Origin of the sequence: Streptomyces sp. ISL-94 (assembly GCF_018614075.1) — a bacterium.
Classification (GTDB): domain Bacteria; phylum Actinomycetota; class Actinomycetes; order Streptomycetales; family Streptomycetaceae; genus Streptomyces.
Genome location: NZ_JAGGOZ010000113.1, coordinates 87,183 through 102,005, shown reverse-complemented (window position 1 = coordinate 102,005; position 14,823 = coordinate 87,183). Strand labels below are relative to the sequence as shown.

Sequence of the window (14,823 nt, the reverse complement as noted above, 5' to 3'; positions counted from 1 at the left end):
CCCTTCCTAGGCCTCGATGCGCTCCGGGCGGGCGGCGGCCTCGGCCGCCGCCTGCTTCTTCGAGGCCATCAGGCTGGTGATCGTGGTGATGGCCAGGACACCGCAGATGACGCCGAGGGAGACCGGGATCGAGATCACCGGGACGTGCACCCCGTTCTCGTGGAGCGCGTGCAGCACCAGCTTGACGCCGATGAAGCCGAGGATGATCGACAGGCCGTAGCTGAGGTGGACCAGCTTCTTCAGCAGACCGCCGATGAGGAAGTACAGCTGGCGCAGGCCCATGAGGGCGAAGGCGTTGGCGGTGAAGACGATGTACGGGTCCTGGGTGAGGCCGAAGATGGCGGGGATGGAGTCCAGTGCGAACAGCACGTCGGTGGTGCCGATGGCGAGCATGACGACCATCAGCGGGGTCAGGACGCGCTTGCCGTTGTTCCGGATGAAGAGCTTGGTGCCGTGGTACTTGTCGGCGACGCCGAACTTCTTCTCGACGGACTTGAGGAGGCGGTTCTCCTCGAACTCCTCCTCGTCCTCGTCCTTGCGCGCCTCCTGGATCAGCTTCCAGGCGGTGTAGATCAGGAACGCGCCGAAGATGTAGAAGACCCAGGAGAAGCTGGCGATGATCGCGGCTCCGGCCGCGATGAAGATCGCGCGCAGCACCAGGGCGATCAGCACGCCCACGAGCAGCACGCGCTGCTGGAGGTGGGAGGGCACCGCGAACTTCGCCATGATCAGGACGAAGACGAAGAGGTTGTCCACGCTCAACGACTTCTCGGTGATGAAGCCCGCGAAGAACTCCTGCGAGGCCTGGCCGTTCGCGAAGAACCACAGGCCGAGGCCGAAGAGCGCGGCGAGGACGATCCAGACGACCGTCCAGGTGCCCGCTTCCTTGATCGATACGTCGTGCGGTTTGCGGCCGATGAAGAAATCGGCGCCGATGAGGAGGGACAGACCAAGAATGGTCAGCGCCCACAGGGTCCAGGAAACTTCCACGGTTGACACGCCTCCGGCGGATGGCTCAGCACTTCGTCAGCGTCATCGCTGCCGGAGGTCTCTTCCACCCGGGCGGCCTGGAGGCCGTGGGCCGGCGCCCCGGGGCCGGCTGGGTTCGCAAGAACCGCAGTGGCCCGTATTGACGGGTACGCCGTAGCAGGAAAGCAGGAATACTCCCCTCCGCGCTCACCAGGGTACCCGTCCGGGACGGAAAAGTTAAAGAGAACCCCAAGTGCTGGTCATCGCCAGGTCATCGACCGGTGCGCCGGAGCTCCGCCACCCGCTCCAGTGCCTGGTCGAGGACACGGCTGCCCTGCGGGGGCAGATCCGGCTCGAAGGTCCAGGCGTGGTGGACCCAGGGGTCGGCGAGATGGTTGTCCGGCACCGGGGACAGCCGCATCAGGGAGCGCCACAGCGGGTCCAGCAGCGGCCCGTAGGCCGAGGCCTCGTCACGGTCCGCGACCATCAGCAGGTGCACTCCGACCGCCGGTCCCTCGTCGGCGAGATAGCGCAAACGGGTAACGGCCCGGTCGTCGAACCCGTGCGGGAAGTCGTGCACGATCAGCAGCTGCTCGGCGGTGTCCACATCCGGCGGCAGGTCCTCGGGAGCCCCCGCCCGCAGCGCCATCTGTACGAGGTCCACCCGGCGGGTCAGCCGCTCCAGGGTCGCGGAGACCCCCGCGGCCCCGGCGGCGGGCGGCCCGGCCAGCACCCCGGCGCGGACGAGGGGCGCCAGCGAGGCGGCACCGGCCCCGGCCGCGTCGATGACGTGGACGGAGAAGCGGTCGGCGGGGTGGACCGCGAGCAGCCGCGCCGCGTGGGCGACGGCCATGTCCATGGCGGCCCGGCGCAGCCGGTCGGTGTCCATGGCCATCGCGGCCTCGGAGCCGGTGCGGCCGTTGTCGATCCAGAGCCCGCGCTCCAGCGGGAGCCGCACGAGCATGGGGATGCGCAGATCGGGCCGCTCGGGCAGGTGCAGGTCCCCCAGGCGCAGGGCCAGCGGGCTTTCCTCGGGCACGTGGTGGTCATGCCAGACCGGGTTGTCCCAGCGGGCGTAGGGGGCCGGCAGCGCGGGCTCGACCACCTCGCACTCGGCGGCGAGCTGCGCGAGGTCCCGGTCGAGGACGGCCTGGGCCTGGGCGACGAGCTCGTCGCGGCGGGCCCGGGCGGTGTCGCGGGCGGCGTTGCCGGAGCCGCCGATGCGGTGGCGGGGGTCGGACAGGGCCTCGTCGAGCTCGCGGTCCATCCGGGAGTCGGCGAAGTCGACGGCGCTGCGGTAGGCGGCGACGGTGCGGGCCAGGTCCTCGAACATGCCCCAGACCTGGTTGTAGAGCCACTCGTCCATGGACCAGCCGCCGGCGTCCCCGGCGACGGGGCGCGGGGCCTGGCCCGGCTCCGACGGCTGGGCGGCCCGCGGGGCGGGCTCGGGGGGCTCGGTGCTGGTGCGGCGGCGGCGCGGGTGGGCGTAGTTGATGGTCCCGTCGGCCCCGATCGCGGGCGCCGGCTCAGGCGCGGACGCGGCCGTCGGCTCGGCAGCGTTCGACGGCTCGGGCGCCGGGCCCGGCGTGCCCGCGTACGGAACCCCGGACACCGGGACCGGGTCGGGCGCCACCGGGGCGGCCACGCACGCGTGCACGCGCGCCGCCAGCTCGGCGGCGCCGGGCGCGGTGAGCCCCTGGTCGGCGAACAGCGCGGCGAGGCCGTCGGCGTAGCCCTGCCCGACGGCACGGACCTTCCAGGCCCCCTGGCGCCGGTAGAGCTCCAGGGCGACCACGGCGGTCTCGGCGTCCAGCCCGGTGAGGGTGTACTCGGCGAGCACGGTGCCGTCCACGCCCGCGACGGCGAGGTGCGGGGCCGCGACGGCTCCGAACCGGGCCGGGCCGCCGGGGGGCAGGGAGAGCAGGACGCCGACCTGGTACACCGCGGGGTCCACCGCGTCCAGGTCGACGGCGAACCGGTGCCGGTCGGCGGACCCGTCGGGCGCCTCCACCCCCGGAAGTTCGCGCGCACCGGGGTGCGCGATCCCCTCGGGACCCGTCACGGCTCCCCGCTCGTCCCCGAGCGAGGCCAGGGCGAGCACCGGTGTGCCCGCCGAGACCGTGATCCGCACCTTGTGTTCGGGCAGGGCGTGGTTCTGCCCCCGGACCAGTTCGGCCGCCATTGTCCCGTCTCCCCCCGTACTTCTTCGCTTACAGGTGAGGCAGGATCGACGGCATCAGGTCCTGGAACGTGCGGCCGTTGGCCGGGTTGCCCAGGGCCGTCATCTTCCAGCCCGCGCCCGCGCGGGACACCTTCGCCATGATCTGCGCGGTGTACTGGCCGCCGCCGTCGAGGGTGTAGCGGGCCAGCTCCTGGCCGTTGGTCTCGTCGACAATGCGGCAGAAGGCGTTCTGCACCTCCTGGAACGTCTGGCCGGTGAAGGAGTTCACCGTGAAGACGATCTGGTCGATGTGCACCGGCACGCGCTGGAGGTCGACGAGGATGGACTCGTCGTCCCCGCCCTGGCCGGCGCCGCCGACGAGGTTGTCACCGGTGTGCCGGACCGAGCCGTCGTCGCTCTGGAGGTGCCGGAAGAAGACCACGTCCACGGGCTGCTTGTCGGCGAAGAGCACCGCCGAGGCGTCCAGGTCGATCTCCCGCGTCCGCGAGCCGAAGAGCCCGCGGCGCTTTGCCGCCTGCCATCCGAGGCCCATCCGGACCGCGGTCAGCGTGCCTCCGTCCGCCTTCTGCAGACTGATGGCCTGACCCTTGGTCATGTTGACCGTCACGCGCTGTCCCCTCTCATAAGCCCGCCCCTGATAACGAGCGCGCAGCGTGTACCTGCGGCCGTGCACCAACCCTACTGACAGGCTCCCGCTCAGGCGAGGCCCGCTTCCTTCATCTGCCGCAGCTCCTTCTTCAGCTCGCCCACCTCGTCCCGGATCCGGGCCGCGACCTCGAACTGCAGCTCCGCGGCCGCCGCCCGCATCCGCTCGGTCATCTGCTCGATGAGCGAGGCCAGTTCGGCGGCGGGCCGGTCGGTGAGCACCTCGGCGGCCTTGGCCGCGCCCTTCGCCCCCCTGCCGCCCGCCTTCGCCTTGCCGCCGAGCGCCGGCACCGGGGCCAGGGCCCCCTTGCCCTCCTTCGCCTGCCGGTATCCGGTGCCCAGGAGCTCCTCGGTGTCGAGCTCCTCGCGGGCGATGGTGGCGACGATGTCGTTGATCTTCTTGCGCAGCGGCTGCGGGTCGATCCCGTTCGCCGTGTTGTAGGCGACCTGCTTCTCCCGGCGGCGGTTCGTCTCGTCGATCGCCTGGGCCATCGCCGGGGTGATGGTGTCCGCGTACATGTGGACCTGGCCGGAGACGTTGCGCGCCGCGCGGCCGATGGTCTGGATCAGCGAGGTTCCGGAGCGCAGGAACCCCTGTTTGTCGGCGTCCAGGATCGCCACCAGGGACACCTCGGGCAGGTCGAGGCCCTCGCGCAGCAGGTTGATGCCCACCAGTACGTCGAACTCGCCGGACCGCAACTCGCGCAGCAGCTCGATGCGGCGCAGGGTGTCCACGTCGCTGTGCAGGTAGCGGACCTGGATGCCGAGCTCCAGGAAGTAGTCCGTGAGGTCCTCGGCCATCTTCTTGGTGAGGGTGGTGACCAGGACCCGCTCGTCCTTCTCCACCCGCTCGCGGATCTCGTGCACGAGGTCGTCGATCTGGCCCTCGGTGGGCTTGACGACGACCTCGGGGTCGATGAGGCCGGTGGGGCGGATGATCTGCTCGACGAAGCCGTCGCCGCGCGAGAGCTCGTACTTGCCCGGGGTCGCCGACAGGTAGACGGTCTGGCCGATCCGCTCCTGGAACTCCTCCCACTTCAGCGGCCGGTTGTCGAGCGCGGACGGCAGCCGGAAGCCGTGGTCGACGAGGGTCCGCTTGCGGGAGGCGTCGCCCTCGTACATGGCGCCGATCTGCGGCACGGTCACGTGCGACTCGTCGATGACCAGGAGGAAGTCCTCCGGGAAGTAGTCGATGAGGGTGTTGGGCGCGGAGCCCGGCTCGCGGTCGTCCATGTGCAGCGAGTAGTTCTCGATGCCGGAGCACGATCCGATCTGGCGCATCATCTCCAGGTCGTAGGTGGTGCGCATGCGCAGCCGCTGCGCCTCCAGCATCTTGCCCTGCTTCTCCAGCTCGGCGAGGCGCCCGACCAGCTCGGCCTCGATGCCGCGGACCGCCTTCTCCATGCGCTCGGGGCCGGCGACGTAGTGGCTGGCCGGGAAGACGTACAGCTCGCGGTCCTCGCTGATGACCTCGCCGGTCAGGGGGTGCAGGGTGGAGAGGGCCTCGATCTCGTCGCCGAACATCTCGATGCGGACGGCCAGTTCCTCGTAGACCGGGAAGATCTCGATGGTGTCGCCGCGCACCCGGAAGGTGCCGCGGGTGAAGGCCACGTCGTTGCGCGTGTACTGGATGTCGACGAAGCGGCGCAGCAGCTGGTCCCGGTCGATCTCCTCGCCCACCTTGAGGGAGACCATCCGGTCGACGTACTCCTGCGGGGTGCCGAGGCCGTAGATACAGGACACGGAGGCGACGACGATGACGTCGCGGCGGGTCAGCAGCGAGTTGGTCGCGGAGTGGCGCAGCCGCTCCACCTCCTCGTTGATCGAGGAGTCCTTCTCGATGTAGGTGTCGGACTGCGGGACGTACGCCTCGGGCTGGTAGTAGTCGTAGTACGAGACGAAGTACTCGACGGCGTTGTTCGGCAGGAGCTCGCGGAACTCGTTCGCCAGCTGGGCGGCCAGCGTCTTGTTCGGCGCCATCACCAGGGTGGGGCGCTGGAGCCTCTCGATCATCCAGGCGGTGGTCGCCGACTTGCCGGTGCCGGTCGCACCCAGTAGGACGACATCCTTCTCACCTGCACGGATGCGCTTCTCCAGCTCGGCGATGGCCGCCGGCTGGTCACCGCTGGGCTGGTAGGAGCTGACGACCTCGAAAGGCGCCACCGTGCGTTCGATCTTCGATACGGGCCGCATGAGTCCACCGTACGACCCCGCACTGACACCCACGCATCCGCGCCGCTCAGCGGCGCAGCAGCTGGTCCGGTCGCGCCACACGGATCTCATCCCTTCTGGTCCGTTTGTCGTAGTTCGGTGGCGGCCCGGTGATCTTCAACCCCATGATCGGTGAAGGTCCCGCCGTGAAGTGCATCGCCGCAACGTCTGTCGCTCCGCACCCGTCTGACGCAGGAACAGGGCTCACGACCCGAGGAGAACGCACATGTACGTCCGACCCGCCACCGCGGCCGCCGCCGCATTCCTGGGCTTCACCCTCACCCTGCTGGGCGGGACGGCCTCGTCCGCCGCCGCCAACGGCCCCGACTCCGCCGCCGCCACCGCCGCCGCCGCCGCCGCCGACCGGGCGGTGCTGGGCGACCCCGTCGTGTACGCCCACCGGGGGGCTTCGGCGTACGCCCCGGAGAACACCCTCGACGCGATCGACATGGCGATGCGGCTGGGCTTCGACTGGGTCGAGAACGACGTGCAGCGCACCAGGGACGGCGAGCTGGTGGTGATCCACGACGACACCCTGTCCCGGACCACCGACGTCGAAGAGGTCTTCCCGGACCGCAAGCCCTGGCGGGTCAAGGACTTCACGGCGGCGGAGATCGCCCGGTTGGACGCGGGCAGCTGGTTCGACGAGGAGTTCGGGGGCGCCCGGGTGCCGACCCTGCGGGAGTATATGGGCCGGGTGCAGCGCAATCAGCAGCGGCTGCTGCTGGAGATCAAGAAGCCGGAGCTCTACCCGGGGATCGAGGAGCAGACCCTGCAGCTGCTGGACGAGCTCGGCTGGCTCGATGAGCGCCATGTGACGCGGCGCCTGGTGGTGCAGAGCTTCAGCGCCGACAGCGTACGCATCGTGCACGGTCTGCGGCCGGACCTCGTGACGGCCTTCCTGGGCACCCCGACCGTGGCGGACCTGCCGAAGTACGCGGAGTTCACCGACCGGATCAACCCGTGGCACACCACGATCTCGGCAGACTGGGTCGAGGCGGTGCACGATCTGCTGGGTGCCCACGGCCGGGCCATGGAGGTGGACACCTGGATCGTGGACGACGCCGCGACCGCCCGGAAGGTCGCGGACATGGGCGTGGACGGGATCATCACCAACGCCCCGGACGTCGTGCAGGCGGCCATCGACGGGCTCTGAGCCCTTTGCGGGCGCGGCCGGCGGGAGAGCGCTGTCGGTGCCCCGCCGTACCGTGGAGGCGTGGACAGCACCGAGCGGCCCCGCGGGCCGCACCTCGAATGGACCGTCGTCACCTCCTGCGTCGGCCCCCTGCTCCTGGCCGCGACCCCGGAGGGGTTGGCCCGGGTCGAGTTCCATGCCGAGCCGGACCGGGTCGACGCGATGATCGGCCCGCTCGTCTCCCGGCTCGGCGCCGACGCCCGGCGGCCCGCGCCGGGCGCGGAGGTGCTGCTGGCCGAGCCCATACGCCAGCTGGCCGCGTACTTCTCCGGCACGCTGCGGCGCTTCGAACTGCCGCTGGACTGGCGCCTCAGCTCCGGCTTCAACCGGCAGGTGCTCCAGGAGCTGGACCGCTCCGTGCCGTACGGAACGGTCGTCGGTTACGGGGAGCTGGCCGGCCGGGTGGGCCAGCCGGGCGCCGCTCAGGCCGTGGGCAATGCCATGGGGTCGAATCCGCTGCCGCTGGTGGTGGCCTGCCACCGGGTCGTGGAGAACGACGGCGGCATCGGGGGATTCGGCGGCGGTGTCGAGACCAAGCGGCTGCTGCTCGCCCTGGAGGGCGTGCTTCCGCAGCCGCTGTTCTGAGTGGTGCGGCGCGGGTGGCGCGGTGCGGGCGGTGGGGGCGGTGCCGGCTGTGGGGGTGGGGCGTGCGGTGGCGGGCAGTGCCGGCTGAGCGGGCGGGGCGGCCGGTGCCGCCCGTGAGGGCGGGGCGGCCGGTGCCCCCCATGAGGGCAGTACCGGCTGTGCGGTGGGGCGGTATCTCGGTTCCGCCGCAGGGTAAGGGGTGGCACACTGCCGCGGTGACTACTCCTGCCGACCCGCCCGGCCTCGCCGCGCCCATACCCGCCCCGCAGGCGCGCCCCCTCGCGCACCCGCGAAGGAGGTGTACGGCGTGACCACCTCACCGCGCACGGACCGTACGGCTCACGCGGCCGGCCTCCCCGACCTGGCCCGGCTGCAGCGGCGCACCTCCACCGTGCTCATGGCCAGCCAGATGCTCGGCGGGCTCGGCGTCCCCATCAGCATCGCCCTGGCCCCCGTCCTCGCGACCGAGATCAGCGGCACCGAGGCCATGTCCGGCTTCGCCTCCACCGCCTCCGTGGTCGGCACCGCCCTGGTCTCGCTCCCGCTCGCCGCGCTGATGACCGCGCGCGGCCGCCGCCCCGGCCTGGTCCTGGCCTACGCGATCGGCGCGACCGGTGCGGCCCTCGTCGTCCTCGCCGCCACCATCAAGAGCTTCCCGCTGCTGCTCCTGGGCATGGCCGCGTTCGGCGCCGCCTCCTCGGCCAACCTCCAGGCCCGGTTCGCCGCCGCCGACCTCGCCGCCCCGGACCGCCGGGCCCGGGCGATCTCCGTCGTCGTGTGGGCGTCCACCATCGGCGCGGTACTCGGCCCCAACCTGTCCGCCCCGGCCAGCCGCAGCTTCGCCGGAACCTCCATACCCGAGACGGCGGGCCCCTTCGTGTGGGCCGCCGCCGTCTTCGTCCTCACCGGCACGCTGATCGGCGTACTGCTGCGCCCGGACCCGCTGCTGACCGCCCGTGCGCTGGCGGCTCCCGAGGAGCAGACCCGCGAGGGCCGCTCGCTGCGCGCGGGGCTCGCCGCCGTCAAGGCCTCGCCGCGGGCCCGGCTCGCGCTCGTCGCCGTCGCCGTGTCGCACACCACCATGGTGTCGATCATGATCATGACCCCGATGGACCTGGGCCACCACGGCGCGGGCCTGGAGCTCATCGGCCTGGTCATCAGCGGTCACATCGCGGGCATGTTCGCCTTCTCACCGGTCATGGGATGGCTCGCCGACCGGCTCGGCAGGCTGTCCGTGATCGGCCTCGCGGCCGGGCTCCTGTCGCTCGCCGCGCTGCTCGCCGGCACGGCCGCCGGAAACCACGTGCAGAGCGCGGCCGGCCTCTTCCTGCTCGGCCTCGGCTGGTCCGCGGGGATGGTCTCCGGTTCGGCGCTGCTGACCGACTCGGTGCCGCAGCCCGCACGGGCCGCCGTACAGGGCCTGAGCGACCTGACCATGAACACCGCCGCGGGCGTGGGCGGCGCGGCCGCCGGCCTGGTCATGTCCCAGGCGGGCTACGGCTGGCTGAACGCCATCGGCGCCTGCCTGCTGCTGCCGCTGGCGGCGCTCGCGCTGTTCACCGCCCGCCGCCACCCCGTGACGGCGCCCGCGCCCGCGAAGGGGCTCAGTAGCTGATGTGGTAGGCCTTGCGGAGCGTCTCGTGCACGGTCCAGGTCGTCTTGTCGCCCTCCCGGAGCACGCAGGCGCTGCCGGGGCCCACCTCCAGGGTCCCGCCGCCCTCGACCTCGATGGTGGCGCGGCCGCTGACCACCACGAACAGCTCGTCGGCCTCGACGTCGGTGACCACGCCCGGGGTGATCTGCCAGATGCCGCGCACCTGGCTGCCGTCCGCCGACTCCCACAGCACCTTGCCCGTCACCACGGGCGCGCCGGAGACGATCTGTTCGGGGTCGAGGTCCTCGGCCCCCAGCTCGGCGTCGGGGACATCGGCTACGGAGACGACGAAGGAGGCGGGGGCCGGCTCGGCAGCTGCTGCTGCTGCTGCTGCTGCTACGTGATCACTGGTGCTCATGGCGCGCCAACCTAATCCGGGCCGCCCGCACGGCGCGGTGAACGGAACGTCCAGCAACCGCCCGGCCGACGGGCCACTCTGTCCAGTCACCCCGTCCGGTCGCCCCGTCCGGTCGCGAGCAGGCCACCGGGCGCAAGGACCCGCAGGTTTCGGCCAACGGCTGTCGCGGGCCCGGCCCCGGCGGGCGGGGCTCGGGTCCCGCTGCGCGTACACGAGGTCGTAACGGTCGGCCGGCTCGTCGTAAAGCCGGGCGTTCCCCGGGGAACGCTACTCGGACAGGTTGGGGCGGCTGGGGCGGGAGAGCGTTTGGGGGCGTGAATCCCGTGCCATGGATGGGGACATGTCACAGCACACAGCAACTGCATCCCCGTCCGGCGGACCGGTCCTGTCCGAAGAGGTACGCGAGGCACTCGCCCGGCGCAGGCCCGTCGTGGCCCTGGAGTCGACGATCATCGCGCACGGCCTGCCGCGCCCGCGCAATCTGGCGGTGGGGCTCGAACTGGAGGCTCTGGTCCGGTCGGAGGGTGCGGTTCCGGCGACGATCGCGGTCGTGGACGGGGTGGCGTACGCGGGCCTGGACAAGGCGCAGCTGGAGCGGATCGCGGGCGGGGACGGCGTGCGCAAACTCGGCCACCGGGACCTGGCGCCCGCGCTGGCGACCGGGGCGACCGGGGCGACGACGGTGTCCGCGACGGCCTTCCTGGCCGCACGGGCGGGCCTGCGGGTCTTCGCCACGGGCGGGCTGGGCGGCGTACACCGGGAGTGGGCGCAGACGCAGGACGAGTCGGCGGACCTCTCCCTGCTGGCGCGGACCCGGATCACGGTGGTGTGCGCGGGGGTGAAGTCGATCCTGGACGTGCCGGCCACGTTGCAGCGGCTGGAGACGCTGGGGGTGGGGGTGCTGGGGTACCGGACGCAGCAGTTCCCCGGCTTCTACCTGGCCGATTCGGGCGAGCCGGTGGACTGGACCGTGCGGGGGCCGGAGGAGGTGGCGGCAGTGATGGCCGCTCAGGACGCGCTGGGGGGCCCGGAATCGGCGCTGCTGGTGGCCAACCCGGTGGCGGAGGAGGAGCAGCTGGATCCGCAGCTTCACGACCGGGTGCTGGCCGAGGCGCTGGCCGAGTGCCGGGAGCGGGGGATCACGGGGCAGGCGGTGACCCCGTTCCTGCTGGGGTTCCTGGTGCGGGCGACGGGCGGCGCCTCGCTGGAGGCGAACCTGGCGGCCGTACGGGGAAACGTGCGGCTCGGGGCCCTGATCGCGGGGGCCTGGGCGGCGCGGGCATGAGCGGCCCGGGGCGGGGTGGGGCCGGCGCGAGCGGCTCCGGTACGGGCGACGCGGGCCGCCCCGGCGGACCGGGGGCGCTGCTGATCGTCGGGGACGTGGTGACCGACGTGGTGGCGGTGTACCCGGAACCGCTGGCTCCGGCCACTGACACGGCCGCCCGGATCCGCACCCTGCCGGGCGGCGCCGGGGCCAACGCAGCCTGCTGGGCGGCGCAGACGGGGGCCGCGGAGGTACGGCTCCTCGCCCGGGTGGGCAGCGAGTCCGTGCGGTGGCACGAGCGGGCGCTGGTGGACGCGGGGGTGCGGCCGCGGCTGGTGGTCGACCGGGAGGAGCCGACCGGGACGGTGGTCGCGCTGGTCGGCAAGGACGCCGAGCGGACCTTCCTGACGGACAGCGGGGCCGCGCTGCGGCTGTGCCCCGCCGACTGGCACCCGTCCCTGCTGGACGGGGTGGCCCACCTGCACCTGTCCGGCTACCTGTTCTTCGCCGACAGCAGCCGGGAGCTGGCCCTGGTCGCGCTGCGGGCGGCCCGGGGCCGGGGGGTGCCGGTGAGCGTGGACCCCGCCTCGGCCGGATTCCTGATCGCGCTGGGCCCGCGGCGGTTCCTCGATGCCGTGGCGGGGGCCGACGTACTGCTGCCCAACGAGGACGAGGCCCGGCTGCTCGCCGGGCTGCCGGAGCCGGCTGGACTGGCCCGCGCGGCGGCGGACCTGAGCCGCCGGATACCGCTGGTGGTGGTCACGCGGGGCGCGGCGGGCGCGCTGGTCGCCGAGCGGGGGCGGATCACCGCCGAGGTCGCCGCGGAGCCGGCCGACGCGGTGGACTCCACGGGCGCCGGGGACGCGTTCACCGGCGGCTTCCTCGCGGCCCGCCTGGCGGGGGCGGACCCGGCGGAGGCCGCCCGCGCCGGCTGCCACACGGCGGCGCTTGCCGTCACCCGCCTGGGCGGCAGGCCGTAAACGTACGGGGGATGGCCGGCCTACTGGTTGCGGATGCCGGTCCAGGCGGGATGGCGGGGGTCGTCGGCCCGGACCAGCGCGTCGGCGGCCGACGCCGGGTCGGTGTCCGCCTCGTAGCGCGCGAAGGCCGGCAGGGTCCAGCGCGCGGACTCCTCGGTGCGACGGGCGAGCGCGCCCGGGGAGAGCCGGATGTGGACGCTGAGGTCGAAGGGGAACCAGTGGCCCAGCAGGAGCGGGCCGTGCACGATCACCACGCCGCCGGGCGGGAGTTCGGTGTAGGGGCTGCGGGTCGCACGGTCGGTCGCCGGGTCCCACAGATCGGGCAGCACCCGGCCGGTACCGCCGGGGTCCGTGGGGCCGAACACCTCCCGCCAGAGGGCGGCCGTGTCGTACCAGCCGCCGAGGTACGAGTCCACGTCCTCGCGGCCGTACTCGAAGCGGAGGGAGGCAGGCCGCAGGAAGCCCTCGGCCGGTACCACCAGGACCGACCGCCCGCGCGTCCGCAGAGCGTCGGCGAGGTGCCCGGCGAGGACGCCGGTCCCGGCGGCCGGCGCTCCGTCGATGCCCACCCGCTGCCAACTGCCCTCGCCGGGCAGGATGTCGGGGTCGTCGAGGTGACCGGCGAGCCGCTCGGCCATCCGCTGCCATGTGATCGCTTCCAGCTGCACCAGCCCATTGTCAAGGGTGGCCCAGGGCGCGGCCCCGGCGGGCGGCGTGGCAGCGGAGTGCCTCCAGCAGGGCGGGCGGATAGGGGTGCAGGTGGTGCCGGGAGGCTTCGAGCCCGGCTCGAATGGGCAGATCCCGCGCGGGATACGCGAGGTGGCCGACCGGTACGTGGTCGACGGGCTGCGCGCGACCTCAGGAGGCTTCTGCCGGGTGCGCGGGGAGATACGCCGGCTCGTGTGAGCCGCACCGGCACTCCCGGGCCGGCGCGGGTATGGACAGGGGGTCGTCCTCGGCCAGGGTGCAGGTCACGTAGAGCACGACCGGCTCGGTGCCCAGGTTGCGTCCGAGATGGATGTGCCGGATGCCGGCCGGCTCGACGAAGCTGGACCCTGCGTGGTGCACCACGACCGTGTGGTCGTGCAGGATCCGTGTCAGCGTCCCGGACTTGAGCAGGGCGATCAGCGGTACCCCGTGGTAGTGCCAGCCGGTGCAGCCGCCGGGTTCGATGACTATCTCCCTGCCGACGAGATCGCCCGGGGCCGCTGCCCTCGGAGGCCGCGCTGTCGCCTGCCGTCCACCCATGTCCCCCTCCTCCACGGGCCACCGCTCGGCCCGCTGGCGTCACGGTAGGTGGACATCCGGCCGAACAGGCCGAGTTGGCGAAATCGCAACCTCCATCCCGCTCCAGGTGATAGGCGGCCCGGGCGGCGGTATCACATCGGTATGAGCTTGGTGGTGTTCGAGTCCGGGAAGCAGATCCACTGCGCGGAGTGCCGGCAGGGCCCGCTCCGGCACCTGGTGCGCGAGGCGGGTGTCCCGCGCTGCCTCGACTGCGCCGATCTCGGACATCTGGTCTACCTTCCGCGCGGAGACGCGGCGCTGACCCGTCGCTCCCGTAAGGCGAGTTCGCTCAGTGCCGTCGTCCTCCGCTTCAACCGGCGCCGCCGCCGCTACGAGCGTCTGGGCCTCCTCGTCGAGGATGCCGCCCTGGCCCGGGCGGAGCGCGCCTGCCTCGCGGACGCCGAGGCGCGGGCGCGGCGCAGGGAGCGCGACCGGCTGCGCCGCGCCGCCGAGGACACCCGGTTCACGGCGGCCTTCGCCGCCGAGATCGTGCGGCTGTTCCCCGGGTGCCCGGCCGATCGGGCCGTGGCGATAGCCACGCACGCCTCGGTGCGCGGCAGCGGGCGGGTGGGCCGCACCGCGGCCGGCCGGGCCCTCGACGAGCCGGCGGTCTCGGTCGCGGTACGGGCCGCCGTGCGGCACACCGACACCGAGTACGACGCCCTGCTGATGGCCGGCGTTCCGCGGTTCGCGGCCCGGGCCCGGCTGGCGGCGCAGATCGACGCCATCCTGGACGGCTGGCGCCGGGTGCCTAGGTGAGCCGGAAGCGGCGGTAGAGGAGCACGCCGCCCAGCAGCAGGGCTCCCCCACCGGGGATCAGGTAGCCGATGCCGTCGGCGCCGGTGTGGGCGAGGGACTCGCCGGGCCGCGGCGGGGCGGGCGGGGTCGGGGTCGGGGTCGGGGTCACGGGCTGCTCGGTGACGGGTGGCTGGGGCGGCTTGCCGCCGGTGGGGGCCTCCCCGTTGACCGAGCTGTTCCCGTGGGAGCTGTTGCCGATCCCGACGACGCTCACCGCGTTGCCGCTGATGTTCACGGGCACGTCGACCGGGAGCTGGAGGCCGTTGCCGGACAGCAGCCCGGGGGAATCCTTTCCGCGCCCTTCCGCGACGGCTCCGCCGTGGTTGCCGGTCCCGGGTTTCGACTGGTGCGACGGATGGGACGACGGATTCGAGGGCCCCGGCTCCGGATTCGCGTTCGTACAGCGGTTGCCGGCGGCCGAGTTGAGCACGCCGACCACGCTCACCGTGTTCCCGCACACGTTCACCGGGACGTGCACCGGCAGTTGCACCAGATTCCCGGACAGCAGCCCCGGCGACCGCTCCGCCTGCCCGCCCGCGTCCGCATCGGCGTACGCGAATCCGCCCACGCCCGCGACCGCCAGCCCACCTCCCGCAACCACCGCCGCGATCAAGCCATTCCGACGACTGTGACGCATCAGTTTTCCTGCCTTCCGGAGGGTTCCACGGGCATCGTGCCCGCACCGGAAACAACGC

The 14,823-nt window shown here is 72.8% G+C and carries 14 protein-coding genes; 6 read left to right on the top strand and 8 right to left on the bottom strand.

Annotated features, from left to right (window positions below; translation table 11 throughout):
• Window positions 1–6: 6 nt before the first annotated feature.
• From J7E94_RS29540 to uvrB, 4 genes are all read right to left on the bottom strand, one after another.
• The gene (locus J7E94_RS29540) at window positions 7–990 is read right to left on the bottom strand and encodes a TerC family protein (protein ID WP_215019862.1); all 984 of its coding nucleotides are present in this window, start codon (window positions 988–990) and stop codon (window positions 7–9) included.
• Between the two features lie 250 nt (window positions 991–1,240).
• Complete coding sequence (locus J7E94_RS29535) at window positions 1,241–3,151, bottom strand: TerD family protein (RefSeq protein WP_215019861.1); 1,911 nt, start codon at window positions 3,149–3,151, stop codon at window positions 1,241–1,243.
• Between the two features lie 28 nt (window positions 3,152–3,179).
• Entirely contained in the window at window positions 3,180–3,758 is a 579-nt protein-coding gene (locus J7E94_RS29530; RefSeq protein ID WP_215019860.1) for a TerD family protein, read from the bottom strand.
• Window positions 3,759–3,847: 89 nt separating this feature from the next.
• Complete coding sequence (uvrB, locus tag J7E94_RS29525; RefSeq protein ID WP_215019859.1) at window positions 3,848–5,989, bottom strand: excinuclease ABC subunit UvrB; 2,142 nt, start codon at window positions 5,987–5,989, stop codon at window positions 3,848–3,850.
• 244 nt (window positions 5,990–6,233) lie between these two features.
• Here uvrB and J7E94_RS29520 point away from each other — a divergent pair, with 244 nt between their 5' ends.
• From J7E94_RS29520 to J7E94_RS29510, 3 genes are all read left to right on the top strand, one after another.
• Window positions 6,234–7,163 (top strand): glycerophosphodiester phosphodiesterase family protein, encoded by a 930-nt coding sequence (locus J7E94_RS29520; RefSeq protein ID WP_215019858.1) that lies wholly within the window; start codon window positions 6,234–6,236, stop codon window positions 7,161–7,163.
• A 60-nt stretch (window positions 7,164–7,223) separates the two neighbouring features.
• Window positions 7,224–7,787 (top strand): methylated-DNA--[protein]-cysteine S-methyltransferase, encoded by a 564-nt coding sequence (locus J7E94_RS29515; protein ID WP_215019857.1) that lies wholly within the window; start codon window positions 7,224–7,226, stop codon window positions 7,785–7,787.
• A gap of 397 nt (window positions 7,788–8,184) precedes the next feature.
• Window positions 8,185–9,402: an MFS transporter gene (locus J7E94_RS29510; RefSeq protein WP_215019879.1), complete on the top strand. Its 1,218-nt coding sequence runs from the start codon at window positions 8,185–8,187 to the stop codon at window positions 9,400–9,402.
• Here J7E94_RS29510 and J7E94_RS29505 read toward each other — a convergent pair.
• Complete coding sequence (locus J7E94_RS29505; RefSeq protein WP_215019856.1) at window positions 9,392–9,799, bottom strand: cupin domain-containing protein; 408 nt, start codon at window positions 9,797–9,799, stop codon at window positions 9,392–9,394. The two genes, J7E94_RS29510 and J7E94_RS29505, sit on opposite strands and share 11 nt — an antisense overlap.
• A 340-nt stretch (window positions 9,800–10,139) precedes the next feature.
• Here J7E94_RS29505 and J7E94_RS29500 point away from each other — a divergent pair, with 340 nt between their 5' ends.
• Both J7E94_RS29500 and J7E94_RS29495 read left to right on the top strand, forming a co-directional pair.
• Entirely contained in the window at window positions 10,140–11,084 is a 945-nt protein-coding gene (locus J7E94_RS29500; protein ID WP_215019855.1) for a pseudouridine-5'-phosphate glycosidase, read from the top strand.
• Window positions 11,081–12,043, top strand: coding sequence for a carbohydrate kinase family protein (locus tag J7E94_RS29495; protein ID WP_215019854.1), 963 nt, complete (start codon window positions 11,081–11,083; stop codon window positions 12,041–12,043). Before J7E94_RS29500 ends, J7E94_RS29495 begins: the two co-directional genes overlap by 4 nt.
• Window positions 12,044–12,063: 20 nt before the next feature.
• Here the strand turns inward: J7E94_RS29495 and J7E94_RS29490 are convergent, their stop codons facing one another.
• Together J7E94_RS29490 and J7E94_RS29485 are read right to left on the bottom strand one after the other, a co-directional pair.
• Window positions 12,064–12,711: a uridine kinase gene (locus J7E94_RS29490; RefSeq protein WP_215019853.1), complete on the bottom strand. Its 648-nt coding sequence runs from the start codon at window positions 12,709–12,711 to the stop codon at window positions 12,064–12,066.
• Window positions 12,712–12,901: 190 nt separating this feature from the next.
• A complete protein-coding gene (locus J7E94_RS29485) occupies window positions 12,902–13,291 on the bottom strand; it encodes a cupin domain-containing protein (RefSeq protein ID WP_215019852.1) in 390 nt (129 codons plus the stop codon).
• A 141-nt stretch (window positions 13,292–13,432) separates the two neighbouring features.
• Here J7E94_RS29485 and J7E94_RS29480 point away from each other — a divergent pair, with 141 nt between their 5' ends.
• Complete coding sequence (locus tag J7E94_RS29480) at window positions 13,433–14,089, top strand: DUF2293 domain-containing protein (RefSeq protein ID WP_215019851.1); 657 nt, start codon at window positions 13,433–13,435, stop codon at window positions 14,087–14,089.
• Here J7E94_RS29480 and J7E94_RS29475 read toward each other — a convergent pair.
• The gene (locus tag J7E94_RS29475; RefSeq protein WP_308345511.1) at window positions 14,082–14,729 is read right to left on the bottom strand and encodes a chaplin; all 648 of its coding nucleotides are present in this window, start codon (window positions 14,727–14,729) and stop codon (window positions 14,082–14,084) included. The two genes, J7E94_RS29480 and J7E94_RS29475, sit on opposite strands and share 8 nt — an antisense overlap.
• Window positions 14,730–14,823: the final 94 nt, after the last annotated feature.

Excerpts from the sequence above, each read along its gene's own strand:
- J7E94_RS29485 (WP_215019852.1), bottom strand. The coding sequence starts at position 13,291 with ATGGGTGGACGGCAGGCGACAGCGCGGCCTCCGAGGGCAGCGGCCCCG.
- J7E94_RS29500 (WP_215019855.1), top strand. The coding sequence starts at position 10,140 with ATGTCACAGCACACAGCAACTGCATCCCCGTCCGGCGGACCGGTCCTG.
- J7E94_RS29510 (WP_215019879.1), top strand. The coding sequence starts at position 8,185 with ATGGCCAGCCAGATGCTCGGCGGGCTCGGCGTCCCCATCAGCATCGCC.
- J7E94_RS29495 (WP_215019854.1), top strand. The coding sequence starts at position 11,081 with ATGAGCGGCCCGGGGCGGGGTGGGGCCGGCGCGAGCGGCTCCGGTACG.
- uvrB (WP_215019859.1), bottom strand. The coding sequence starts at position 5,989 with ATGCGGCCCGTATCGAAGATCGAACGCACGGTGGCGCCTTTCGAGGTC.
- J7E94_RS29535 (WP_215019861.1), bottom strand. The coding sequence starts at position 3,151 with ATGGCGGCCGAACTGGTCCGGGGGCAGAACCACGCCCTGCCCGAACAC.
- J7E94_RS29505 (WP_215019856.1), bottom strand. The coding sequence starts at position 9,799 with ATGAGCACCAGTGATCACGTAGCAGCAGCAGCAGCAGCAGCAGCTGCC.
- J7E94_RS29480 (WP_215019851.1), top strand. The coding sequence starts at position 13,433 with ATGAGCTTGGTGGTGTTCGAGTCCGGGAAGCAGATCCACTGCGCGGAG.
- J7E94_RS29520 (WP_215019858.1), top strand. The coding sequence starts at position 6,234 with ATGTACGTCCGACCCGCCACCGCGGCCGCCGCCGCATTCCTGGGCTTC.